This is a genomic window from Caloramator sp. ALD01 (assembly GCF_000472625.1).
Lineage (GTDB): Bacteria > Bacillota > Clostridia > Clostridiales > Caloramatoraceae > Thermobrachium > Thermobrachium proteoclasticum.
This window is the reverse complement of record NZ_AXAA01000002.1, coordinates 159,064-183,753: the sequence shown is the minus strand read 5'-3', so window position 1 is coordinate 183,753 and position 24,690 is coordinate 159,064. Positions and strand designations below refer to the sequence as shown.

The following is a 24,690-nucleotide window of genomic DNA, read 5'->3' as shown; positions in this document are numbered from 1 at the left end:
GGACAAGTATGAGGCTTCTTTTTCATTTCTAAATAAATTTCATAGCAAACATTATCAAGTACTTTTGTTATAATAACATCTTTAAAACCAAGTAAATTTTTGATACAATTATTAGTGTGCACTTGTAGGATGCCTCCTTTCAGGTAATATTTTTGTAGTTAATTTAATTTTACCAGGCATCTAAAACAGGTGCATATTTTTTTTGTAAAAAAATATGCTGGGGCTACGCCCCAACATTTATTATAGAACCTTTTTATTTTGTAAAAATATATAAGACTCCTACTTTTTTATGATATTTAAATTGTATTTTATTTTACGTTTTTGGAAAAAATATTTATTAGGTGTGATTAGATTTTTAAAAGAGGAGGAATTTTATGGCTAAATATGATGTTGATTCTGAAAAATTAAAAAGACTTGAAGACTATATTGACTCTATAGAGCAGAAGGAAGGAGCACTTATTGGAGTTCTTTACAAGGCTCAGGAGATATTTGGCTACTTACCTAAGGATGTTCAACTTTTTATTGCAAGAAAGCTTAAAATTCCAGCAGCAAAGGTATTTGGAGTTACAACCTTCTATTCCTATTTTACAATGGAGCCAAGGGGCAAACACGTAATAAACGTATGTATGGGTACAGCGTGTTTTGTAAAGGGTGCTGATAAGGTATTAGAGGAACTTAGAAAGCAACTTAATATAACAGAGGGCAATATGTCGCCAGATGGTATGTTTACAGTGGATAGTTTAAGATGTGTTGGAGCTTGCGGACTTGCACCAGTAGTAATGGTGGATGGTAAGGTATATGGAAGGGTTAAGGTTGAGGATGTTAAGGCCATTTTAGATGAATATAGAGAGGGAGGTAGCACTCAATGATTAAATCATTAGAGGAACTTAAAAAAATTAGAGAACAGTACAAGGACACATTACAAAACAGGGAGGCGGAAGAAAAAAATATAAAAATACTTGTTGGTATGGCAACTTGTGGAATTGCTGCAGGTGCAAGAAATACAATAAACGCAATAATTGAAGAAGTGAGAAAAGAAAATATCGATAATGCAGTTGTAGTACAAACAGGATGTATGGGTTTTTGCTATGCAGAGCCCACCGTTGAGGTAAGGATGCCAAACAGTGAACCGATTTTATATGGTAAGGTTGATAGTGAAAGGGCAAGGGAGATAGTAAAAAGGCACGTTAAAAATGGAGAAGTAATAAGAGAATGGGTTTTAAGAGGATAGGAGGGATAATATGCCAGTTAGAATGGAACTTTTGGTATGTGGTGGTACAGGGTGTCAAGCCTCCAACAGCAATAGGGTTTTAGAGGTTTTAAGGGAGGAAATAAAGAATTCTAACCTTGAAAACGAAGTTAGTGTTCTTATGACAGGGTGTTTTGGTTTCTGCGAAAAGGGACCAATAGTTAAAGTTATGCCAGATAATGTATTTTATGTTGAGGTTGATGAGGATTCTGCAAGAAAAATAGTAGCAGAGCACGTTGTTAAGGGAAGAGTATATCAAGAAAAATTATATGTAGAACCAGATACAAATGAAAAGCTTCCAGAACAGAGTAAAATACCTTTCTATAAAAAGCAGATTAGAATTGCCTTAAGAAACTGTGGAAAGATTGATCCAGAAAATATAAATGAATATATTGCAGCTGATGGATATATGGCACTTGGCAAGGTTTTAACAGAAATGACTCCTGAGGGAGTAATTGATATTGTTAAAAGGAGTGGACTTAGGGGCCGTGGAGGTGGAGGATTCCCAACAGGCGTAAAATGGGAGGCAACAAGAAAATCACAGTCAGACATAAAATATGTAATATGCAATGCTGATGAGGGTGACCCTGGGGCATTTATGGATAGAAGCATACTTGAAGGAGATCCACATTCAGTTTTAGAGGGAATGGCAATTGCAGCCTATGCAATTGGTGCACAGTTTGGGTATATATATGTTAGAGCAGAATATCCTCTTGCAATTCATAGATTAAGAATTGCAATAAGCCAAGCAAGGGAATTAGGTCTTTTAGGTAAAAACATTTTTGGAACAGATTTTTGTTTTGATGTAGAAATTAAAATAGGTGCTGGTGCTTTTATATGTGGTGAGGAAACTGCACTTATAAATTCCATTGAAGGTGGACGTGGAGAGCCAACTGTAAAACCACCATATCCAGCACAGGTTGGTCTTTGGAAAAAACCTACAAATATTAACAATGTAGAAACCTTTGCAAACGTTGCACCTATTATATTAAATGGAGCAGAATGGTTTGCATCCATAGGAACCGAAAAGAGCAAGGGAACAAAGGTTTTTGCACTTGCAGGAAAGGTAAACAATGTAGGGCTTGTTGAAGTTCCTATGGGAATTACATTAAGGGAGATAATATATGAATTAGGTGGAGGAATTAAAGGAGGAAAGAAGTTTAAAGCTGTTCAAACAGGTGGCCCATCTGGAGGATGTATACCAGCAGAATACCTTGATACACCAATAGACTATGATAATTTAACAGCACTTGGTTCAATGATGGGTTCTGGTGGAATGATTGTAATGGATGAGGATGACTGTATGGTTAATATTGCAAAATTCTACCTTGAGTTTAGCTGTGATGAATCCTGCGGAAGATGTACTGCCTGTAGAGTAGGGAACAAGAGATTACTTGAAATATTAAATAAGATTACAGAGGGCAAGGGTGAGATGGAAGATTTAGAAATGCTAAAGGAGCTTGCTGAAACAGTAAAAGATTCATCTCTTTGTGGTCTTGGTCAAACTTCACCAAACCCTGTTTTATCCACTATGAAATTCTTCTATGATGAATATTTAGCTCACGTTAGGGATAAGGAATGTCCTGCAGGTGTATGTAAGGATCTTTTAAAGTACTATATTATTCCGGAAAAATGCGTAGGATGTACTGCCTGTGCAAAAGTATGTCCAGTCAATGTAATCCACGGAGAACCTAAGAAGGTACACGTAATAGATAGAGATGGATGTATAAAATGTGGTCAGTGCTACAAGACTTGTAGATTTGGAGCTATCACAAGAAAGTAAGTTGGGAGGGATAGCATGATAAATGTAACTATAAATGATATAAAATTGCAGGTGCCAGAAGGTACAACAATATTAGATGCTGCAAAAATGGTAAATATAAATATACCTACATTATGCCACTTAAATTTACACGATATAAAGATGGTAAATAGAACAGCATCCTGTAGAGTATGTTTAGTTGAAGTTGAAGGAAGGAGAAATCTTGCGCCTGCTTGTGCTACAGAATGTTTTGAAGGTATGGTAATTAAAACAAATACAAAAAGAGCGATAAGAGCAAGAAGGACAATGGTAGAACTTTTGCTTTCAGATCACCCTACAGATTGCTTGGTATGTGAAAAGAATGGAAATTGTGACCTTCAAAAGATTGCTGCAGACTTAGGTATTAGACAGATTAGATTTGAAGGTGAACAGTCAACATATGAGAAGGACAGTTCAAGTGGTGCACTCTATAGAAATCCAGATAAGTGCATAATGTGCAGGCGTTGTGAGACAATGTGCAATGAAGTTCAAACCTGTAGCGTTTATTCTGCTGTAGATAGAGGTTTTGAAACAGTAGTAGGACCAGCCTTTAATCTACCAATGCTTGATACCCAATGTACCTTCTGTGGACAGTGTGTATCAGTTTGTCCAACAGCAGCACTTACAGAAGTAAGCTATGTACAGGATGTATGGAATGCACTCCACGATCCAGATAAATATGTAATAGTTCAAACTGCACCAGCAATAAGAGTTGCATTAGGGGAGGAGTTTGGTTTAAAACCTGGGACTATAGTTACAGGAAAGATGGTTGCTGCTTTAAGAAGACTTGGATTTAAAAAGGTTTTTGATACAGATTTTGCAGCCGATGTAACAATAGTTGAAGAGGCAAAGGAGTTTATAGATAGGCTTAATGGAAAGGGAAGGCTTCCAATTCTTACGAGTTGTTGCCCAAGTTGGGTTAAGTTCATAGAGCACCAGTTCCCTGAGCTTTTAGATATACCTTCAACCTGCAAGTCTCCTCATATGATGTTTGGAGCAATAGCAAAGACATATTTTGCAGAAAAATTCAACATACCTGCTGATAAGATAGTTGTAGTATCAGTAATGCCTTGTATTGCTAAAAAGTATGAGATTCAAAGGGAAGAGTTAAAATCAGATGGAGTTGAAAATGTTGATTATGTTATAACTACAAGGGAATTTGCAAAGATGATAAGAGAGGCAGGAATAGATTTTACAAAACTCCCCGATGAGGATTTTGATAATCCACTTGGAGAATCAACTGGTGCATCAGTAATATTTGGTACAACAGGTGGAGTAATAGAGGCAGCATTAAGAACAGCTTATGAGTGGGTAACAGGTGAGACACTACAAGATGTTGAGTTCCACGGAGTTAGAGGCTTTGAGGATGGACTAAAAGAGGCAACAGTAAAGCTTAAGGATATGGAACTTAAGATTGGTGTTGCCCACGGTCTTGGTAATGCAAGGAGACTATTGGAGGATATAAGGGATGGCAAGAGATTCTATCACGCAATTGAGATAATGGCTTGTCCTGGAGGATGCATAGATGGTGGAGGTCAGCCTTATCACCACGGAAATCTTGAAATAGTTAAGGCAAGGATGAATGCAATTTACGAGGAGGATAGAAGAAAGCCAATTAGAAAATCCCACGAAAATCCTGCTGTTATAAAGCTATATCAAGAGTATTTGGGCGAATATGGAGGTCATAAGGCTCATAAAATATTACATACTCATTATACTCCAAGAGAAACTATATAATTTATTTAAAATAATATCCATTTGACTACTATAATCAAATGGATATTATTTTATTACATAAACTTAAATATATGTATCTGTTTTGGGGAAAATAATATATGGGAGGGATTTGTATGGATAAAAATATAGAGCTATTAAACTATATTCATCAAAATGCTCAAATGGGAATAGAAACTATAAAACAACTCTTAAAGGAAACTAAGGACGAAAATATGAAAAATGTGCTTCAGAAACACCTTAATGAATACCAAAAGTTCTATGATATGGCTGATAACAAGCTCAAATCTAAGAATATAGAGCCTAAGGAGCTTAATCTTTTATCTAAAGCATTTACTGATTTAATGATAAATTTAAAGACTCTTAGGGATAAATCGCCATCCCATATGGCAGAAATGCTCATACAGGGGAGTACAATGGGAATAGTAGATATGACAAAGAAGATAAAGGAATATCAAGGAGTAGAAAAGGAGACGTTAGATATAGCAAATGGACTTTTACAGTTTGAACAAAAAAGTGTTGATGAATACAAGGGATTTCTATGATTTTAATAAAATATGAGTTTATAAAAATTCAAACAATAAAAGTAAATATATTTAAAAAAGCCCCATAAAAGAATTTTATTTAGCTCTTCTTAAGTATTTTAAAGCTTAATGAGTTAAAATAAAATCTGTATGGGGCTAAATATTTATAACTTTAAAATAGCTATAAAGGTTAAGCAAGTTTTAATTGTAATAGCTTATTTAGAGTTATAAAACTTATAATAAAATTTTACTTATTACTTTACGATAATACAAAAAGATGATATAAATAAACTTGAATATATATTATTAGGTGGTGCTTAATATGCTTGAAAGATATGATAGACAGATTGCTGTAATTGGCGAGGAGGCACAAAATAAAATATTAAATGCAAAGGTTTTGGTTATTGGAGCGGGTGCACTTGGTACAAGCATTTTAAATAGTCTTGTTAGAGCTGGAGTAGGATTTATAAGGGTTGTTGATATGGACGTTGTAGAGCTTTCAAATCTTCAAAGGCAGATGCTCTTTGATGAGAAGGATTTAGGAGAAAAGAAGGTTATAGCAGCAGTGAATAAGTTAAAGCTTATAAATTCACAAGTTGAACTTGAGCCTATTTGTGATAAAATTACAACAGAGACAATTAGCAAATATGCTGTAGGTTGTGATATAATAATAGACGCAACAGATAATTTCAGTACAAGGGAGATTATAAATGAATATGCAGTAAAAAATAATGTTCCTTGGATATATGGAGGAGTTGCGGCTGCCTTTGGTATGGCAAAGACAATTATACCAAAAGATACAGCCTGCTTGAAATGCTTTATGAAGAAAAAGACAAATGAGGAGTATACAGCAAGAAATTCAGGTATAATAAACGGTATAACTGCTGTAATAGGTGCTATAGAGGCTAATATGGCAATAAGATATATTATTGGTAAGCCTTCAACTAAACTTATCTATATAGATTTATTTGAAGATGATTTTCAAACAATAGAAGTAAAAAGAGATATGAATTGTCCAGTATGTGGAGGTGAAAAAAATGATTAAAGTAAATGCAAAGGCCTTTGCAATGTTATCCAAATACATAGAGACTAACAAAAATTTTGAAATAACTCTTGAAGAGGGTGCAACTTTAAGGGATGTTTTAAGAAAACTTGGACTACCAGAAGAAGAGATATTCACTTGTACAATAAATGGAGAAAATGCAACGCTTGATGACAAAGTAAAGGACGGAGACAACGTAGGTTTTTATCCTTATTTAGGAGGGGGCTAAAATATAGGTGGCTATTTAGCCACCTTATTTGTTCCACATTCACTTGCTATTCCCCTTAATATCTCAACTCCGTGGGTTAAAACTGGAAGAACAACCTCAAGATGTTCCTTCACAGCCTTTGCACTCCCAGGAAGGTTTATAATAATACTGTTTTTTCTAATTCCTGCAACTCCACGAGATAACATTGCCTTTGGCGTTATTTGAAGAGAACGAAGCCTCATTGCTTCTGGAATTCCAGGTGCAAGTCTCTCTAATACCTCAAGGGTTGCTTCTGGAGTTACATCTCTTTTGGAAAATCCTGTACCTCCTGTTGTGAAAATTAGATCAAGGTCTAAATCTGACATTCTAATAAGTTCGCGTTTTATATCCTCTTTTTCATCTGGCACGATTATGTACTCAACTACTTCACAGTTTATTTGCTTTAGCATCTCCTTTATTAGTGGACCTGAACTATCTTCACGAAGTCCTGCATAACCTTTATCACTAACAGTTATAACTCCTGCCTTCAATTTAAACCCTCCTTTATATATATAGTTTATTTTATCACAATATTTCAACTTTGTATCTATTAATTATAAAATATGTTAAAATTATTATATAGAAGGGAGGCATATAATATGCTTAAGGTTCTAACTGTTTCAGAAGTTTTAGATATATTCAAAAATGCAAAGGAAGTAGATAATGAAAAGGTTGATATAAATAATGCACTTGGCAGGGTATTGTCGGAGGATGTTGTTTCCCGTGAAAACCTTCCAGGATTTAAAAGGTCGTCTGTAGATGGATATGCACTTATTTCAAATGATACATATCTATGTAGTGAATCAATGCCTGCTATGCTAAAAAATAAGGGTTCTATTGTAATTGGTGAAAGGCCAGAGTATTCTATAAATGAAGGTGAATGTGTTTACATTCCAACAGGTGCAATGCTTCCAGATGGTGCAGATGCTGTGGCTATGATTGAGGACTGTGAAGAATTAGGAGATGAAGTTCTTGTAAATAAGCCAGCAAGCAGATGGGAAAACGTTGTTTTTGAAGATGATGACGTTAAGGCTGGAGAGGTTGTAATAAAAAAGGGAACTGTAATAGAAGATAGGCATATAGCAGTTTTAGCAGGGCTTGGAGTAACTAATATTAATGTAAAAAGAAAGGTTAAAGCAACTGTAATTTCAACAGGAGATGAACTAATCTCTCCCTATGAAGAAAGACAAATTCCAAAGGTTAGAGATATAAATGGTTACTTTTTAACAGCCGCTCTTATTAAGGACGGATGTGATGCAAAATATAAAGGAATTTCAAGGGATAATGAAGAGGAATTATTTGAACTTGTAGATAAGTCGCTTAAGGAATCAGACATAGTATTTATTTCAGGAGGCAGTTCTGCAGGTAATAGGGATTTTACTATAAATATAATGGAGAGGCTTGGAGAGGTATTGTTTCACGGAATTGCAATAAAGCCAGGTAAGCCTACATTGATGGCAAAGGTAGGAGAGAAATTCATAGTAGGGCTCCCTGGACACCCTTTATCCTGTGCTGTTGTTTATAGATTTATAATGTCAGAATTAATAGATAGAATGCTTGGCAGAATAAGAACGGATAATTCTCTAATTCTTAAGATGGGAGAAAATTACCACAAGGCCAAAGGAAGAGAGGAATATTTGCCTGTTAAGATAGAGGGAGGCTTTGCATATCCAATATATGCAAAGTCATCAGCAATTAGTGTTATGGCAAAGTGTGATGGTTTCATAAAGATAGAGCGTGATCTTGAGGGAATTGTTAAGGAACAAGAAGTTAAAATTATGAGGTGATAATATGGCTCTTTTTCTTAAAAACATAGATTTAAGTGAAGCAAGAGAAATCATAAAAAATGAATGTAGTAATATAAAGCTTAAAGTAGAATATATTGATACCAGAGAGGCTCTTGGCAGAGTTACTGCAGAGCCTATATTTTCTAAAATATCTTCTCCCCATTTTATTGCCTCTGCAATGGATGGTATAGCAACAAAGTTTATATATACTTTAGATGCAGACATAAATAGACCAGTTTTATTAAAAAATGGGCAATATGAAGTAGTTGATACAGGAGATCCAATACCAGAAGGTTTTGATTGTGTTATAATGGTTGAAGATATACAAACAACTGATGAGGGAGTAATTATTAGAAAACCAGCCCACCCTTATCAAAATATTAGGCCTGTTGGAGAAGATATACCAATGGGTGCAATGATAATTCCTTCAAATCATAAAATTAGGGCAATAGATATTGCATCACTTCTTGCAGGAGGAGTGAACAAAGTACCGGTTTTTGAAAAGGTAAGGGTAGGAATTATACCAACGGGAGATGAGCTTGTTGATGTTGGAGTTATGCCTAAAAGAGGGGAACTTATAGATTTTAACTCTTGGACCTTTGCGGCATTAGTAAAAGAATGGGGTGGAGAACCTATAAGATATGACATAGTTAAGGATGACTTTGAAAAAATAAAGGAGGTAGCACATAGGGCCATTGATGAATGCCACATTGTAATTGTAAATGCAGGCTCAGCAAAGGGAAGAGGCGATTTTGCAGAGGATATACTTAGTACACTTGGAGAATTAAAATTTCACGGTGTTTCAATAAAACCTGGACGACCTGCAAGTTTTTCAATGGCAGAGGGTAAGGCTATATTTGGAGTTCCAGGATATCCTGTTTCAGCCTATTTTGTTATGGAGAACATTGTAAAAGTAGGATTTGATACAGTTTTAAAGGCAAAAACCGAGGAAAAAAGAGAAGTTGAAGCTATCTTAACAAAGAAGATAAATTCCTCCTTAAAGAATGATGAGTTTGTAAGGGTAAAACTTGGTAAAGTAAAGGATAAACTTATTGCATCTCCAATTGGAAGAGGTGCAGGTGTTACAATGTCCTTAACAACTGCAGATGGTGTTTTGGTTATAGATAAAAACACAGAGGGACTTGAGGCAGGAGAGAAGGTAAACGTTAGACTATTAAGGGATATAAAGGATGTAGATAGTACACTTGTTTGTATAGGAAGTCACGATGTTGTACTTGATATTATATCTGATATGATGAATAAAAGAGGCTTTAATCTTAACTCTACCCACGTTGGAAGTATGGGTGGTATTATGGCACTTAAGAGGGGAGAGACTCATATAGCACCTGTACATCTTCTTGATGAAAAGGGAGAATATAATACAAGCTATCTAAAAAGATATTTAGGAGACTTTGCTTTATTAAAGTTTATAAAAAGAGTTCAGGGCTTTATGGTTCAAAAGGGTAATCCTTTAAATATAAAGGGCTTTGAAGACTTAAAGGGAGTAAGATTTGTAAATAGACAAAAAGGTTCTGGAACAAGAATGCTTCTTGATTATCATCTAAATAAGCTTTCAATAAACTCTAAGGAAATTAATGGATATGAAAGAGAGGAAGTAACTCATCTCAATGTAGCAGCACAGGTAGCTTCAGGAAGTGCAGATTGCGGACTTGGGGTGTTATCTGCAGCACAATTTATGGGACTTGAATTTATACCTGTTTGCTTTGAGGAATATGATATTGCAGTAACAAGGGATATGCTCTGTGACGAAAGATTTAAATGCTTCTTAGAGGTTGTAAAATCAGAGGAGTTTAAAAATAAACTTTATGAAATTGGAGGCTATGAGATAAATAGTTTAGATATAATATATTAAAGGTGTGGTGAAATGTTAGATAAGTTTAATAGAGAGATAAATTATGCAAGAATATCTATAACAGATGCCTGCAATTTAAGGTGTCTGTATTGTATGCCAAATGGATATATCGCTAAGCACTATAACTTTTTGACTGTGGAAGAAATTAAAAATATAGTTACAGCCCTAGCACATTTGGGCGTAAAGAGGATAAGAGTCACAGGTGGAGAACCTTTAGTAAGACAGGATATATTAGATATTATAAGAACAATTAATGAAGTTGATGGGATAGAGGATATAGGTATTACAACAAATGGCATATTGTTAGGTGATAAGATTTTTGATTTAGTTGAAAATGGTTTAAAAAGAGTGAATATAAGCCTTGATTCTTTAAATGAAGATAGGTTTAAAAAATTGACGGGTGGAGATTTAAAAAGGGTATTAGATGGTCTTAACAAGGCATTAGAACTTGGACTTGTTGTAAAGGTTAATATGATTCCTATAAAGGACATTAATGATGATGAAATCGTTGACTTTATCGAGATGACAAAGAATATGAATATAGATGTAAGGTTTATTGAGCTTATGCCAATTGGTGAAGCAACAAGGTTTACAGGAGTTACAAAAGATGATATTATGAAATACTTGGAGGGTGCCAATATTGTAAAGATAGAAAATAACGGTGGAGGCCCATCTGAGGTGTATAGATTAGATGGACATATTGGTAGGGTAGGATTTATTACAACAATGTCCCACAGTTTTTGTAGTAGGTGCAATAGAGTTAGAATTACTTCCGATGGGAAATTAAAAACCTGCCTTCATAATCCTGATGAATATGATTTAAGGCCATATATTGATGATGTAGACAGGCTATTAGAAGTTTTAAAGATGGGAATTTACAATAAGTATGAAAAACATACCCTTTTAGAGGATAAAATAAGCAAGAGTAGTAGAGATATGGTTAGAACAGGAGGATAAATATGGATTTAACACATTTTAATGAAGAAGGAAGAGCAAGAATGGTAGACGTTGGAGAAAAGGATGATACAAAAAGGATTGCAGTAGCAAGAGGATATATTGAGATGAAAAAAGAAACCCTTGAGGCTATAAAGCAGGGGACTATAAAAAAGGGTGATGTTTTGGCTGTTGCACAGGTAGCAGGTATTATGGGAGCAAAAAAGACAAGTGATATAATCCCTATGTGCCACAACATATTTTTAAGTGGGTGTGATATAGAATTTCAAATAGATGAAGAAAAATCAAGGGTGTATATTACAGCTAAAGCAAAGACGGTTGGAAAAACAGGAGTTGAAATGGAGGCTTTAACAGCAGTTTCTACAGCAGCCTTAACTATATACGATATGTGTAAAGCAATAGACAAAGAGATGATAATAGGAGATATAAAGCTAATTGAAAAAAAAGGTGGAAAATCAGGACATTTTGTAAGGAGTGATTTAAAGATGGGAAAGGTAGTATCAGTTAATGTTAGTGAAAAGAAGGGAGTTGTTAAAAATCCAGTAAATGAGATAGAGCTTGTTGAGGATTTTGGAGTAAATGGAGATGCTCACGCAGGAAAGTGGCATAGACAGGTTAGCCTTCTGGCGGAAGAGAGTATTGATAAGATGAAAAAGATGGGGCTTGACCATTTGGATTATGGAAAATTTGCAGAAAATATAACTACTCAAGGTATAGATCTTCCAAGTTTAAAGATAGGCACAAGATTGATAATTGGAGAGGCAGAGGTTGAAGTAACACAGATAGGTAAAGAGTGTCACGGTGGATGTGAAATAAAAAGGCTTGTTGGAGATTGCGTAATGCCAAGAGAGGGAATATTTGTTAAGGTATTAAAGGGTGGAAAGGTTAGAGTAGGTGATGATATAATAGTTATAGAATAGTTTTTGGAGGTTGTTTTATGGCAGTTAGAGAAATAGTAAAATTAGGACATCCTGCACTTAAAACAAAAAGTGAGGAAGTTAAGGTAATTGATAATGAAATTAAAAAGCTCATTCAAGACTTAAAGGATACACTATACAGTACAACAGGTATAGGGCTTGCTGCACCACAGATTGCAGTAAATAAAAGAGTTATACTTATAGATTTAAGGGATGGAATGGAACCAATAGTTCTTATAAATCCTGAAATTACAAAACAAAGGGGAAAGCAGGAGAGTGAAGAGGGCTGCTTAAGCTATCCTGGATATTATGGATTTTTAGAAAGACCTGTTGAGGTCGAAGTTGAGGGATTAAATGAAGAAGGTAAAAAAGTAAAGTATAAGGCAACAGAGCTTCTATGCAGAGCCTTTTGTCACGAGATTGACCATTTAGACGGAATTATGTATGTAGACAGGGCATATGAAATTTATAAGGATGAGTAAAAGCCATAGGCTAAAAAGTAAAGCCTATGGCTTACTTTTTAGCCTAATATATAAAATAAATTTAAGGTATAAAATACTTTTTTATCCATAATAAATTAAGTATAGGAAATATTGACAAATTATTATTATTATTATTATTATTGTAGTGCACTACAATAATAATTTAGGAGGTTAAAGATATGAAACTAATAAATTATAGGAAAAAGAAGTGTTTTTCAATAATTATGGTTCTTTTATTAACTATTTCAGCTGTTAGAGCATATCAAGTTGTCAGCATAACAATATATAAAGGTCAAAGTGGTTCAGACAGTATTAATATTGTACATAAAAATGGAGATATGAAAACATTTGGATTTAATGATACAACTTCTGAAAGACCTTTATGGGCTGAGGTCTATCAAGATGTTTTTGGGCCAGACAAAAGAATAGATTATTTATCAAAATTAATGCCTCCAGGGACAGGGGATAAAGAACATTTTGTACCCTTAAGAGTAGATAGAGCACCAGCAGGACAGTATTATATGCATTTAGACCCAGATGGTACTTTAGAAAAAGGTTGCTATGGGGCAGGAAAATTAGTAGATTATGGTGATTAATACACAGTGCCACTTGCACTGTGTATTTTGTGGAGGTGGAGTATGTTAAAGACGATATTAAACTCTATAATAATACAATATAAGATATTACTAAGAGATAATAAAAAATATATATTATTACTTATGTTAATAATAGGCTATGGGTTGAATATATTACAATATATAAGTATTAGCAATTGTGATAGTATAGCTAATATTTATTCTTTAAGTGCTTTTACAAGTCAAACTTTCATAGTATTAGGTTTGATTTTGGGTTTTTTTCAAGGTTACCAAGAAAATGTAAATAATTGCAAAGAAGTATTTTTATCTATAAGAAAAGGCAACTTAATTAAGAATTTAGTTAAAATCTTATTTGGTTTTGTAGTAACTTTATTTATGCTTTTATTTAATTTATTATACAACTTATTATTAATTTATTTAAAATCAAATAGTGAATTAAGTATATATTCTTATATAAATAAATATACAATTATATATTGGTGTTTGCCATTTTTTATCTCTTATTTAATTGGTGTATTAATAGGTGAAAAAATAAATAATAAAGTTTCCTATGTCTTGATAGTGGTTTTATCACTTGTTTTAGGACCTGTTTTATTTGATGTGATAGATAGTGTTATAGAGGTTAGTGGCTTTAAAGAAATTATTTGTTCATTGTCTATTGCACAAATAGATGCTCATTCAAGTTATGATTATATGTTAGGATTTGATTTGCAAAGAAGTCTAATACTAACAAGAATTTTTGCATTATTGTTTATGGTATTTTTAATACTATTAATTTCTATAAAGTATGAAAATAAAAAAATAAAAAAAGCTTTAAGTTTAATTATTCCTGTTTTTTTTATAATACTGTTTGTTTTTAATTTTAAAATTATATCAAAACATATGGATAGATATTTTTATAGAAATATAGCAAAGCAGGTAATGAAGATAGCAAGAAGTGATGAATATAAGTATATTTCAGAAGATGTTAAAATAAAAAAATATGATATTAGTATATTTAATAAAGTTAATGGTATGGAATTTGATGTGTCTATGGATTTAGATGTTTTGGAAGAAAAAAATAGTATTAACTTACTTTTATATAGGGGATTTAATGTGAAAAATGTAAAAATTAATGAAACAAGTTGCAATTATCAGCGAAATGATGATGAGTTGGTTATCAAACCAGTAGATAAAATAAGAAAAGGTAATATGAAAATATATATTAAATACACGGGGGAACCTATGTATTTTATGTATAAAGATTTTGATAAGTGGTATCTGCCTGCAGATTTTGCATGGATACCTAAAACAGTGAATAAAATAGGTTCTGAAAGTTTTAATGGGTTATATTTTCCTTATGAATATAGCGAAGCAGAATATAGTTTAACATATAATGGAGTTGGACAAGTATTCTGCAATCTTCCTTCTGCAGGAAATAACAAATGGAGAGGAAATGCAGAGGTTGGGGTAACATTAGTTAATGCATTGATAAAAGAAAGTTTTGCAAATAATATAGGAATTTATTATCCGTATAGTTTGCTTGATTTTGATAATAACATAGAAAAAATAGTAGAAAGAATGTTAAATATCAATATAGATAAAATTTATATAAGTTTTAAGGAAAATAAAAAAGTTTTTGTTATTTATTCAGAATACATAAAGCCAGCTATAGTTAATTTAGGTGATCATAGTATTATTTATTTAAGAGGTGGATATCTACAACCACAGGATTTAAATGAATGTATGGCAGACTTAATTTTTTCTGGTATTGTAAATTATAAAGCTAAGGGTAAGATTATTATTTATGAAAACTATCAATTATTAAGGGGGATTTATATAAATTATATTTATAATCATGAAAATTCAAATACATATAAGCTAAGTAAAAAAGATTTAGTGCGTTTTAATGAAGAAATTAAGGATGTAATCACAAATAATAATTATAAACAAGAGTATGTGAGATTAATTAAATTCATAAATGATGCACCAAGAGAGAAAGCACGAACTATAGTTGATAAGATATTAAGTAACGGAAACAATTATTCATCTCAAGAAAATTTAATTAAAGACATAAGTAAAATACTAAAAGAAATTGAAGAGGGGAATTAAAATGCTAAGGATTGAGAATTTAAATAAGAGCTTTGGTGTAAATAAAGTTTTAAATAATATAAATTTAGAACTTGAAAATGGAGTTTATGGTTTATTAGGGCCTAATGGAGCTGGTAAAACAACTTTAATGAGAATATTGACAACAATTATAGATGATTATGAAGGAGATATAAAATATAAAAACATAAATTGGAAACAAAAAGATGAAGTTAGAAAATATATTGGATATCTTCCACAGAAATTTTCTTTGTATAAAAATTTATATGTATCTGAAGCATTAGAACATATTGGTTATATGAAGGGTATAGAAAAAAATTAAAAACAGAGGTTTTTAGTGTATTAGATATGGTAAATCTTACTGATGCTGCTAATAAAAAAGTAGGAGAATTATCTGGAGGTATGTTAAGAAGATTAGGTATTGCACAAGCACTACTTGGAAAACCTGAGATATTAATAGTTGACGAACCTACGGCTGGGCTCGATCCAGAAGAAAGACTAAGATTTAGAAATATTGTAAAAAATATAAAAGATAGTTCTATAATAATAATATCTACTCACATAGTTGAAGATGTTGCTTCTACTTGTGATAATGTCATTATCATAAACAAAGGGGATATTTTAAAAAAGGGAAAAATTCAAGATGTAAAAAAATCAAATAAAACTTATGTATGGAAAGTATATATATCTGTAGAGGAATTTGATATGATAAATAAAAATTTTAGGGTTTTAGAGTATGAGAAAAGAGAAGATGGATATGACGTCAAATTATTATCTAATATAAAGCCTATGGATACAGCTAAAGAACTGGAGCCAACATTAGAAGATGTTTATATGAGTATAATAAATGAAAAGTAGATTGATTTTTTTTTATAATGAATTTAAATCTATAGGTAAAATTTCATTTATTCCAGTTGTGGTAGCTGTATTTATAGGTATCATAAACAATATTTATATAAAAGATTTAGGTGGTAAGTATTTATTAATTCAATTGTTTTTTTCAACATCAATATCGTTTTTGGTGTCTATGTCATTTTATAATTTTATAGAAGAAGAAGGGAAAGAGGTTTTCTATTCATTCCCTTTGAATAGGTTAAGATGTGGGATTTTAAAACTATTATTATTTTGGTTATATTTTGTTTTAATACTAATATTCTGCTTAGTATTAAGCAAAATTAATGATAATTCATTCTATATTGCATTAAGTTATATTTCATTACAGGGATTATTTTTTTTATCGGTTACATATTATTTATGTATGATGACAAAAAATATAACTGTTAGCATAGCTTTTATATATCTATATATATCAATATGTTTTTTAGGTAGAGATACTATTATAAACTATGTGTCAGTATTAAGTATTTATAAATTTGTTAGTTGTTTATCGTTTGAACCAATAAAGATGATTGTTATTTGTATCGTTTCAATTGTTTTTGTAATAGTAGCACAAAGAAAATTCAATACATTAGTGGTTGTTGATTAACATTTATTTAGAAATAAAATTAATAAGTTCCATATAGGTAATACTATATGGAACTTATTTTTACCCCTTTAACATTAAATATAGGTCCTATTAGGGGAATTTTTGCTTTAAGATCAATAGTTACCTCATCATCAATAATAAGACTTTTATGAATATATATTTTTATTCCATCCTGCTCATAATAATAGTAGTTTTCAATATTATCAACATATTTTACAGCCTCTATCCAGAGACTTTTTACACTACCTGCTCATCCGCAGGAGGATTTTACAACAGTTATTATTAAATTGCCACCCTTTGAGGCAATATAATCTATGGCCCGCTTATTTATATTAAATTTCATACATACACCTCCATATCCATATATAATAATTTTAGCATATAAAGGAGTAATAAAAAATGATAATTGTAACAGCTGCTGTTATTGAAAATGATGATAAAATACTTATAACTCAAAGAAAAAAAGGAAAAAAGGGAGGACTACTTTGGGAATTTCCTGGTGGAAAACTTGAGGAGGGGGAGACACCTGAAGAGTGTATTATTAGAGAAATAAAAGAAGAGTTAAATATTGATATTGAGGTTATAGATATATTTGATGTGGTTTTTCATAGGTATACAGAGTTTAATATGTTAATGTTAGTGTATAGGTGTAGGCTTAAGGGAGGGGAAATAACAGCAAATGAAGTTGAAGATTTTAGATGGGTTACCCCTTTGGAGTTAAATAATTATAATTTTTTAGAGGCAGATGTTGGAGTGGTTCAAAAAATAATTACTAAAAATATATAAAAGATATAGACTTACACCTGTCTTTACAGTATAATAGGTGTAAAGACAGGTGTAAAGGAGGATTTATATGAAGACAAGAGAGTTAACAATAGGAGCAGTTTTTGCGGCATTATCAATACTAATACCACTTGCTTTTGGAGGTTTTTTAACATTACATTTAGGCCCATTTACAGCAACAGTTATGTCACATGTTCCTTTATTCTTATCAATGCTAATTAGTCCACAGGTAGCAGCGATGGTTGGTGCATCCTCAGCACTTGGTTTCTTTATAAAGCTTGGAAGACCTGAAGTTACAGCAAGAGCATTGATGCATATTATCGTTGGATATTTTGGTGGATGGCTTGTTAAAAGAGGAGTAAAATATGAAATAGTACTACTTATAGTTATGCCTATACACGCACTACTTGAGGCATTTATTGTAATACCTATTGTGGGTCTTGACTATAGAATGTTCTATATAGTTGCAGTAGGAACAGCAATACATCACTTAATAGATTCTGCAATATCAGTTTTCTTTGCAAGAACAACAGGTTTATATACATTAAAAAAATCAGCCAATTAGGCTGATTTCAGATTGATGACAAACCTGTTTGTTAGCTAAAATTTGAAAAAGCCCCATGAAAGGATTTCAATAGGCTCTTTCATAAGCCTTAGCAATTCTTAGGTTTTCGACTTTGAAAAAGTCCGTAATTCGGCACAGGATGTGCCGAGCCGAGCGGCCATCAGGATGATGGCATCGCGAGGGTAGGACTTTTCAAACAAAGAAAAGCTTAGAATTGCTTGGTGAAATGAACGGATGCCCAAGAAATCCTTCATGGGGCTCTAATCAATATATAACTTTTTCAACAGCCTGAATCAGCCAATTAGGCTGATTTATTTTTCATTTTCTAAAAAACATTTTATTGCGGCCTTAACAAGAAGCTTATCATATCCCCAATCCTTAATTCCAACAATTTTTATCTTATCAGAATACTTTAGGGCAATTTTAGGGTAGAAATACTCTGTCATTATTCCAGAAGAGGATTCATCAAGGCAGACATATAAAATATTACTACATTGCTTTTTAATAAAATAATTAATACCGTAATCTAAATCATCTGTGATTAAAAATATATCATCTTTTCTAAAGTGTTCATTAAGATGAGATTTTATTATGGTTGCTACTTCACTGTTTTTTGTTAAAAGGATAATCCCATCAAATTTTGCAGGCATATTTATTATTTTTTCAGTTATGTATTGCTGAAATTCACCTGTTTCTTGTACGCTTTTAGAAAATTTAATGCTTATTCCATTAGAGGTTAGTTTGTTGTAGTCTACAAACTTTTTTGTCTTTTCAAATAAGTTATTATCGGAGGTATAGTTTATAATAATTATTTCAGAGCAACCATCGTTTACTGCATAGGTTATAGCATCACTTAAAGAGGGGGTATATCCTAAATAGGCAATATAAAAGTAGTAGGGTTTATAGCTTAAAATAGAGGATTTAACATCCCTTGCAATAAGGCTTAGGTTGTTGTTTTTACTGTTTACCTCAAGTTCTGAGTATATTTTTTTTATTCTATAGCTGTATATTGGTTTTAAATAAAAGGGTTTATCCTGCAAAAAATAATTGGTGTAATACGGAGTATATTTTTCCATTTCTCCCTCACATAAAAATATTACAGCCCTTTTATTTTGAGAAATAGTACCAAAGTTTATAAAGTCTTGAGAAGGTGGTTTGAAAATTACATAACAAGTTAATATATAAGAAAAAATAAACACAGCAACAGAATAGATAATATACTTTTTATTAATAATTAACATTTTTTTAGCAGAAACTAATACTGTGATTGATATAATAAAAAGAACAGTAAAAAGAGGTGTGTAGGGAAAAGGGGCAGAGAGCAAAAGACATAATAGAATACCCCAGAGTACTGCAAACAAGAGAATAAGCATATGATACCTCCCAAATTATTTCATAAAAAATATATGAAGAAATAAATAATAATATAACTAAAAACAAAGGAAAAAAATTATCTATTAATATTTTATCAATCGTTATTTTGGTGTATAATGTAAATATATAATAGATGGAGGTGGAATTTATGGCATCAGTTGAATTGAAGAAGGGAATATATTGGGTAGGAGTCAAAAATCCAGAGCTTAGAGTTTTTGATATTATAATGACTACTAAGATGGGTACTACATATAACTCATATTTAATTGTTGATGAAAAAATAACTCTGGTTGATACAGTTAAGGATGGCTACCAAGAAGAATTTTTAAACAACATAAAGAGCATAATTGGAGATAGAAATATTGATTATTTAATAGTTCAACATACTGAACCAGACCATAGTGGTTCTTTAAGAAAAATATTAGAAGCATATAAAGATATAGTTGTATATGCTTCAAAACCAGCATTAATAAACATAAAGGAAATTACTAATATGAATTTTAACTCAGTTGAGGCAAAAGAGGATTTATGTATAGGTGAAAGGACCCTTAAATTCATATCAGCACCATTTTTGCACTGGCCAGATACAATATTTACATATAGTGAAAAGGATGAGGTATTGTTTACCTGTGATGCATTTGGATGCCATTACTGTGATAAAAACAGCATCTTTAATGATGAAGTTGGAGATTTTTCAGAGGAATTTAAGTACTACTATGATGTTATTATGGGACCCTTTAAAAAATATGTATTATCTGCAATAGATAAAATTAAAGATTTAAAGTTTGATATGATATGCACAAGCCACGGTCCGGTTTTAAGACGAGATATAAATAAATATATAGATATGTATGAAAAATGGAGTAGAGAAGGAATATATGAAGAAGAAAAATCAGCAGTGGTTGCCTATGTTTCAGCCTATGGATATACAAAAACTATTGCAGAAAATATAGCAAAGGGACTAAAGGATAACGGTGCTAAGGTTTATCTATATGATATATCTGAGACAGATTTAAGTGAGGTTGTGGATAAGATTGAAAGAGCAAAGGCATTAATAGTAGGTTCTCCAACAATAAATCAAGATGCAGTAAAGCCTGTTTGGGATTTATTATCTCTAATTTGTCCAATAACTAATAGGGGTAAATTAGGAGTTGCCTTTGGTTCATATGGATGGAGTGGTGAGGCAATACCAATGCTTACAGATAGATTAAAGGGATTAAAGTTTAATACAGAACTTGAAGCCCTAAAGGTTAAGTTTAAGCCTTCAGAAGAGGATATACAAAGAGCAATAGAACTGGGAAAAACAATTGCCAATAAGATATGAATAACTTAATATAAAAGGGATATAATGTAAACGAGGTGATAAATATGAATACAAAAAGAATTTATGAATTTTTAGAAAAGCAAGGGTTAGATGAAATCGACGAAATAGAATACAAGGAAAAAATAGCTGTTTTTAACTTTGTCTATACCTTTGATGAGGCAGAAATTGAGGCAGCAAAGGCATATGCTAATGATAATTATGAGGATAAAGGTGAAGATGTTTGGTATGATGAATATTTTCTGCCATATTTAGTTGACATTGCAGTTGATAATGTGAAGGACATTGTTGAGGATTTAGCAGAGGAGTTTGATTTGAACTTTGATTTTGTTACTTACGAACTTGATAGAAATTTCTTTGAACAATGTGAGTTTGTATTAGTTGTGAGTGATAAAGATGTTCAGTTTGATATAGATAAGGTGCTGGATGATTTAGAACTGTAAAATTTAAAATTCTGAAATAAGAAATTGTTAAGAAAATAACTTCAAATTTACTATTGACTTTAAAATTTTAAATTGATAAAATTATTACATAAATAAATATTAAATTAGTAAGTGATGCCATTTTATAAATGGTGTTACCCCCTATAGGTAAAGCTAAGGCACCTTCGTGGTGCCTTAGCTTTTTAAAGGAGTGAATATATGAATGTTATTGTTTTAAATGGAAGCTTTAACAAAGAGGGTAAAACATATTACATACTTAATAAATTTTTAGATGAACTTAAAGATGAAAAAAATATAATTGATGTTTTAAATGTTTATGAATTGAATTTCAAATATTGTATAGGTTGCAAAAAATGTGAAAAGACAGGTGAATGCATATATAGGGATTTAGATTATATCTATAAAAAAATCGAAGATGCAGATTTAGTAGTTATTTCATCTCCAGTATATTTTGCTTCCTTTACAAGCCCGTTGAAGGCATTAATAGATAGGCTTCAGGTTATCTATGCAAGAAAATTTATATTGAATAGATATATTAAACCTAAAAAAGGTATATATATATTTACCGCGGGAAGAAAAAATGAAAAAATGGTAGATGCCATTATGCTTCAAACTAAATATGTTTTTATTTCTTTAAATGCTGAATTTACTGGTTCAATATTTAAGTTAAATACAGACAATGATGATTTGGATTATGAAACATTAGATAGAGATATACAAAAAATATTAAAAAAAATATGAAAAGACCTTCAATGTATAAATATAGTAATAAATGACTATAATCATTAATAAAATATTTTGTAGTAATTTTAGGAGGTCTTTATGCATACCCGTGGTTTATATGATTTGGAGAGGCAGTACCTTTTTAAGAGGTTTATATTTATTTTAGTTTTTATTATTATATTTGCTTTATTTTTATTTATAAAACCAAAGAATGATTATACAGCCTTTGAAAAATCCCTTAAGGAAAAGGATTATAAAGCATTATATAATATGATAATTAATAAAGATTTTACTTATCAAGTTTTTGAAGAATATATAAAATATAATTTTGGAGATGAAATTAATATAAAAGAAAAACAAAAAACTGAAGATGGTTATGTTTTAAAGGTAAATAGCAAAACGGGAGATAAAATATTAAAAATAAAAAAAGAAAAAAATAAACTATATTGGGATTTTAATGATTATGTTTATAATTGGACTTTGCAAGTGCCTCTTTATTCAAGTGTTGAAGTATGTGGTCAAATTTACGAGAATAAAAACGGTTTTGTTACTATAGAAAAAATACCCTTTGCATCCTACAATGTTAAAATCAAACTTAAGGGATGTAAGGACTATGAAAATAGAATACTTGCAGGACAAAAGCTAGAGGTAAAGCTTGAACTTGCAAAGGACGTAATAGATAAATGCAAGGAAGCAATATATAATTTTTTAAAGTTTAAAGAAAATGCTATAGAAAATAAAAAAATAACTGAAGTGCAATGTTTGTACACTGATTCAGGGCTATATAAAGAGGTTTTGAATGAAATAGAATGGTTAAAGACTGTAGACTACAGATATTATAAAAAATTAATAGATTGGAAAGTAGTTTCTGCAAAATTAAAACACTCAGGAGTAATAGAAATAGATGTTAAAGAGGATTGGGAAGTTAAAATAATTACAGATGAAAATGAAAGTACAAATATAAATACACAATATAATAGATACTATGTTGAAATGGGAGAAAATTACAAGATAGTACAAATAAATACAATTAAATAATAAATTTCTTGTTTATAATTTTTAATAATGCACACTCTAAATAGTGAAGAAAAAAGAAAGGAGTGTGTCCTATGAAAAATAGATTATTTACAGGACTTGCAGCAGGAGCATTAATTGGTGCAGCAGCCAGCTTAATGGCTATGCCAAGAATGGACTATAGAACAAGAAGAAAGGTTAACAGAGCAGGAAAGAGAATGGCACATAGGCTTGAGGACATTGTTGAAGACCTAAGAGACTATATGAAATAGGGGTTTTTACCCCTATTTATTTTTTTAATGAAATTTTTAATCATTTTTTAGTTGTAATGTTTAATAAAAATTTTATATAATTAATTAATAATACTACTAATAGGCGGGATGAGTATGGAAATATTAACTTTAGGAGAAAAGATAAAGGCAAAAAGAAAAGAGAAAAATTTAACTTTAAAGGAACTTGCAGGGGATAGGGTTACGCCTGGTCAGATAAGTTTAGTTGAGTCAGGAAAAGCCAATCCAAGTATTGAACTTCTTGAATATATAGCAGAGAAGCTTGAGACAGATGTAGATTATTTTCTTGAAAGCGAAGAGAAGCAGGCTTCAAAGATATGTGAATACTATTTAAATATAGCCGAAGTTTCAATTTCTTCAAAGGAATTTGAAAGGGCAAAGGAATATGTAGAAAAGGGCATTCATTATGCTAATGAGTACAACCTTATTTTGTATAAGGGGAAATTTAATATGGTGTTAGCCATAATAAAATATCACGACAAGAAATATGAAGAGTCACAACAATATTGCTTAATCGCAAATAGTTTGTTTTTAAAACTTAATTTAGTTGAAGATGTTATTAAAAGTTTTATATTGTTAGGTAAAATTAGTATAAATATGGGGTATTATTCAACGGCATTAAATTATTTTACACAAGGAGATACAATAATTTCAGAGAATTTTTTAGAGGATGAATTCTTAAAGGCAAAAATAAATTATTATATTGCTATATCTAATTTATATTTAAATAAAATCTCCCAAGCAATAGACTATGCATATATTGCAAAGAAAAAGTTAGAAGTATTTAATGATAAAAAGGCTTACGCAGATGTTCTTGTACTTTTGAGTTTATCCTATGCAAAGGAAGGTAAGATAGAAAAGGCAATTAATTATTCAAAAAAAGCAAAGGAAATACTTTCAGAGCTTGACTATAAAAAGGACATAGCAGAGATTGAAGATGGTATTGGTGAAATTTTTGCAAAGTTTGATAATTTTGAGGAGTCCTTTAGCCATTTAACAAATGCATTAAAAATAAAACAGGAGATAAAGGATAATACTGTGCCATTAACCTTGTTTAAGCTATGTGATAATTATATTAAACTTGGGCAGATTGATAAGGCTAAGGAAGTAGTTATTGATCTACTTGATACTCTAAAATATGAAGAACACGAATACAGAATAAAGGGATATGAGTACTTGTATAAGATATACAGTATAGAGAATAATATTGCTAAAATTGAAGAGGTATTAATAAATACTATAAAATATCTTGAGGCTACAGAATATAAAAGGGAGCTTGCTAACTTTTGTGTTCTATTAGGAAAGTTATATGTTGATTTAAATATGCAGGATTTAGCACTTAAATATATGAATAGAAGTTTAGATTTATATAAGGAATTAGGAATAATTTAGAAGTG

Annotated in this window: 27 protein-coding genes and 1 pseudogene; 26 read left to right on the top strand and 2 right to left on the bottom strand. The window is 31.3% G+C overall.

Annotated elements, in window-relative coordinates; translation table 11 throughout:
• Nucleotides 1–374 precede the first annotated feature (374 nt).
• The 7 genes from nuoE (at nt 375) to A3M9_RS12955 (ending at nt 6,579) form a co-directional block, all read left to right on the top strand.
• Nucleotides 375–869 (top strand): NADH-quinone oxidoreductase subunit NuoE, encoded by a 495-nt coding sequence (gene nuoE / locus A3M9_RS0101935; protein WP_027307713.1) that lies wholly within the window; start codon nt 375–377, stop codon nt 867–869.
• Entirely contained in the window at nt 866–1,231 is a 366-nt protein-coding gene (locus A3M9_RS0101930) for a ferredoxin (RefSeq protein WP_027307712.1), read from the top strand. The genes nuoE and A3M9_RS0101930 overlap by 4 nt, the downstream gene beginning before the upstream one ends.
• Before the next feature lie 10 nt (nt 1,232–1,241).
• On the top strand, nt 1,242–3,032 hold the full coding sequence (locus tag A3M9_RS0101925; RefSeq protein ID WP_027307711.1) for an NADH-quinone oxidoreductase subunit NuoF: 1,791 nt from the start codon (nt 1,242–1,244) through the stop codon (nt 3,030–3,032).
• A 15-nt stretch (nt 3,033–3,047) separates the two neighbouring features.
• A complete protein-coding gene (locus tag A3M9_RS0101920; RefSeq protein WP_027307710.1) occupies nt 3,048–4,787 on the top strand; it encodes an NADH-dependent [FeFe] hydrogenase, group A6 in 1,740 nt (579 codons plus the stop codon).
• A 113-nt stretch (nt 4,788–4,900) separates the two neighbouring features.
• Complete coding sequence (locus tag A3M9_RS0101915) at nt 4,901–5,329, top strand: hypothetical protein (RefSeq protein ID WP_027307709.1); 429 nt, start codon at nt 4,901–4,903, stop codon at nt 5,327–5,329.
• Between the two features lie 301 nt (nt 5,330–5,630).
• Nucleotides 5,631–6,353: a HesA/MoeB/ThiF family protein gene (locus A3M9_RS12960; protein ID WP_035165652.1), complete on the top strand. Its 723-nt coding sequence runs from the start codon at nt 5,631–5,633 to the stop codon at nt 6,351–6,353.
• Complete coding sequence (locus A3M9_RS12955) at nt 6,346–6,579, top strand: MoaD/ThiS family protein (RefSeq protein WP_035165650.1); 234 nt, start codon at nt 6,346–6,348, stop codon at nt 6,577–6,579. The genes A3M9_RS12960 and A3M9_RS12955 overlap by 8 nt, the downstream gene beginning before the upstream one ends.
• An 11-nt stretch (nt 6,580–6,590) precedes the next feature.
• Here A3M9_RS12955 and A3M9_RS0101900 read toward each other — a convergent pair whose 3' ends face one another.
• A complete protein-coding gene (locus A3M9_RS0101900; protein WP_027307708.1) occupies nt 6,591–7,088 on the bottom strand; it encodes a molybdenum cofactor biosynthesis protein B in 498 nt (165 codons plus the stop codon).
• Nucleotides 7,089–7,196: 108 nt separating this feature from the next.
• Here A3M9_RS0101900 and glp point away from each other — a divergent pair, with 108 nt between their 5' ends.
• From glp to A3M9_RS0101835, 13 genes and pseudogenes are all read left to right on the top strand, one after another.
• Complete coding sequence (gene glp, locus A3M9_RS0101895) at nt 7,197–8,384, top strand: gephyrin-like molybdotransferase Glp (protein ID WP_027307707.1); 1,188 nt, start codon at nt 7,197–7,199, stop codon at nt 8,382–8,384.
• A 4-nt stretch (nt 8,385–8,388) separates the two neighbouring features.
• Entirely contained in the window at nt 8,389–10,257 is a 1,869-nt protein-coding gene (locus A3M9_RS0101890; RefSeq protein WP_027307706.1) for a molybdopterin biosynthesis protein, read from the top strand.
• A gap of 12 nt (nt 10,258–10,269) precedes the next feature.
• The gene (moaA, locus tag A3M9_RS0101885) at nt 10,270–11,214 is read left to right on the top strand and encodes a GTP 3',8-cyclase MoaA (protein ID WP_027307705.1); all 945 of its coding nucleotides are present in this window, start codon (nt 10,270–10,272) and stop codon (nt 11,212–11,214) included.
• A gap of 2 nt (nt 11,215–11,216) precedes the next feature.
• Nucleotides 11,217–11,693, top strand: a pseudogene (gene moaC, locus A3M9_RS14755) (cyclic pyranopterin monophosphate synthase MoaC); the annotation flags it as partial.
• Nucleotides 11,694–11,696: 3 nt separating this feature from the next.
• Entirely contained in the window at nt 11,697–12,131 is a 435-nt protein-coding gene (locus A3M9_RS14965) for an MOSC domain-containing protein (protein ID WP_198011926.1), read from the top strand.
• Nucleotides 12,132–12,148: 17 nt separating this feature from the next.
• Complete coding sequence (gene def / locus A3M9_RS0101875; protein ID WP_027307703.1) at nt 12,149–12,610, top strand: peptide deformylase; 462 nt, start codon at nt 12,149–12,151, stop codon at nt 12,608–12,610.
• A 179-nt stretch (nt 12,611–12,789) separates the two neighbouring features.
• The gene (locus A3M9_RS0101870) at nt 12,790–13,206 is read left to right on the top strand and encodes a hypothetical protein (protein WP_027307702.1); all 417 of its coding nucleotides are present in this window, start codon (nt 12,790–12,792) and stop codon (nt 13,204–13,206) included.
• A gap of 42 nt (nt 13,207–13,248) precedes the next feature.
• Entirely contained in the window at nt 13,249–15,297 is a 2,049-nt protein-coding gene (locus A3M9_RS0101865) for a hypothetical protein (RefSeq protein ID WP_027307701.1), read from the top strand.
• A gap of 1 nt (nt 15,298) precedes the next feature.
• Complete coding sequence (locus tag A3M9_RS14960; RefSeq protein ID WP_084424562.1) at nt 15,299–15,616, top strand: ATP-binding cassette domain-containing protein; 318 nt, start codon at nt 15,299–15,301, stop codon at nt 15,614–15,616.
• The gene (locus A3M9_RS14840) at nt 15,574–16,152 is read left to right on the top strand and encodes an ATP-binding cassette domain-containing protein (RefSeq protein ID WP_256379671.1); all 579 of its coding nucleotides are present in this window, start codon (nt 15,574–15,576) and stop codon (nt 16,150–16,152) included. Before A3M9_RS14960 ends, A3M9_RS14840 begins: the two co-directional genes overlap by 43 nt.
• Nucleotides 16,142–16,780 (top strand): hypothetical protein, encoded by a 639-nt coding sequence (locus tag A3M9_RS0101855; protein WP_027307700.1) that lies wholly within the window; start codon nt 16,142–16,144, stop codon nt 16,778–16,780. The genes A3M9_RS14840 and A3M9_RS0101855 overlap by 11 nt, the downstream gene beginning before the upstream one ends.
• Before the next feature lie 399 nt (nt 16,781–17,179).
• On the top strand, nt 17,180–17,566 hold the full coding sequence (locus A3M9_RS0101840) for a (deoxy)nucleoside triphosphate pyrophosphohydrolase (RefSeq protein ID WP_027307699.1): 387 nt from the start codon (nt 17,180–17,182) through the stop codon (nt 17,564–17,566).
• Between the two features lie 67 nt (nt 17,567–17,633).
• Complete coding sequence (locus A3M9_RS0101835) at nt 17,634–18,128, top strand: hypothetical protein (protein ID WP_027307698.1); 495 nt, start codon at nt 17,634–17,636, stop codon at nt 18,126–18,128.
• A gap of 311 nt (nt 18,129–18,439) precedes the next feature.
• Here A3M9_RS0101835 and A3M9_RS0101830 read toward each other — a convergent pair whose 3' ends face one another.
• On the bottom strand, nt 18,440–19,501 hold the full coding sequence (locus tag A3M9_RS0101830; RefSeq protein ID WP_027307697.1) for a hypothetical protein: 1,062 nt from the start codon (nt 19,499–19,501) through the stop codon (nt 18,440–18,442).
• A 149-nt stretch (nt 19,502–19,650) separates the two neighbouring features.
• Between A3M9_RS0101830 and A3M9_RS0101825 the strand changes: the two genes are divergently transcribed.
• The 6 genes from A3M9_RS0101825 to A3M9_RS0101800 all read left to right on the top strand — a co-directional run bounded on the left by A3M9_RS0101825 (nt 19,651) and on the right by A3M9_RS0101800 (nt 24,685).
• Nucleotides 19,651–20,826, top strand: coding sequence for an FprA family A-type flavoprotein (locus A3M9_RS0101825; RefSeq protein ID WP_027307696.1), 1,176 nt, complete (start codon nt 19,651–19,653; stop codon nt 20,824–20,826).
• Nucleotides 20,827–20,870: 44 nt separating this feature from the next.
• A complete protein-coding gene (locus tag A3M9_RS0101820) occupies nt 20,871–21,266 on the top strand; it encodes a hypothetical protein (protein WP_027307695.1) in 396 nt (131 codons plus the stop codon).
• Between the two features lie 198 nt (nt 21,267–21,464).
• Nucleotides 21,465–22,007, top strand: a complete 543-nt coding sequence (locus A3M9_RS0101815) for a flavodoxin family protein (RefSeq protein WP_027307694.1) — start codon at nt 21,465–21,467, stop codon at nt 22,005–22,007.
• An 81-nt stretch (nt 22,008–22,088) separates the two neighbouring features.
• Nucleotides 22,089–23,027 (top strand): hypothetical protein, encoded by a 939-nt coding sequence (locus A3M9_RS0101810; protein WP_027307693.1) that lies wholly within the window; start codon nt 22,089–22,091, stop codon nt 23,025–23,027.
• A 71-nt stretch (nt 23,028–23,098) separates the two neighbouring features.
• A complete protein-coding gene (locus tag A3M9_RS14565; protein WP_073249605.1) occupies nt 23,099–23,275 on the top strand; it encodes a YtxH domain-containing protein in 177 nt (58 codons plus the stop codon).
• A 114-nt stretch (nt 23,276–23,389) separates the two neighbouring features.
• Complete coding sequence (locus tag A3M9_RS0101800; protein WP_027307692.1) at nt 23,390–24,685, top strand: helix-turn-helix domain-containing protein; 1,296 nt, start codon at nt 23,390–23,392, stop codon at nt 24,683–24,685.
• Nucleotides 24,686–24,690 lie beyond the last annotated feature (5 nt).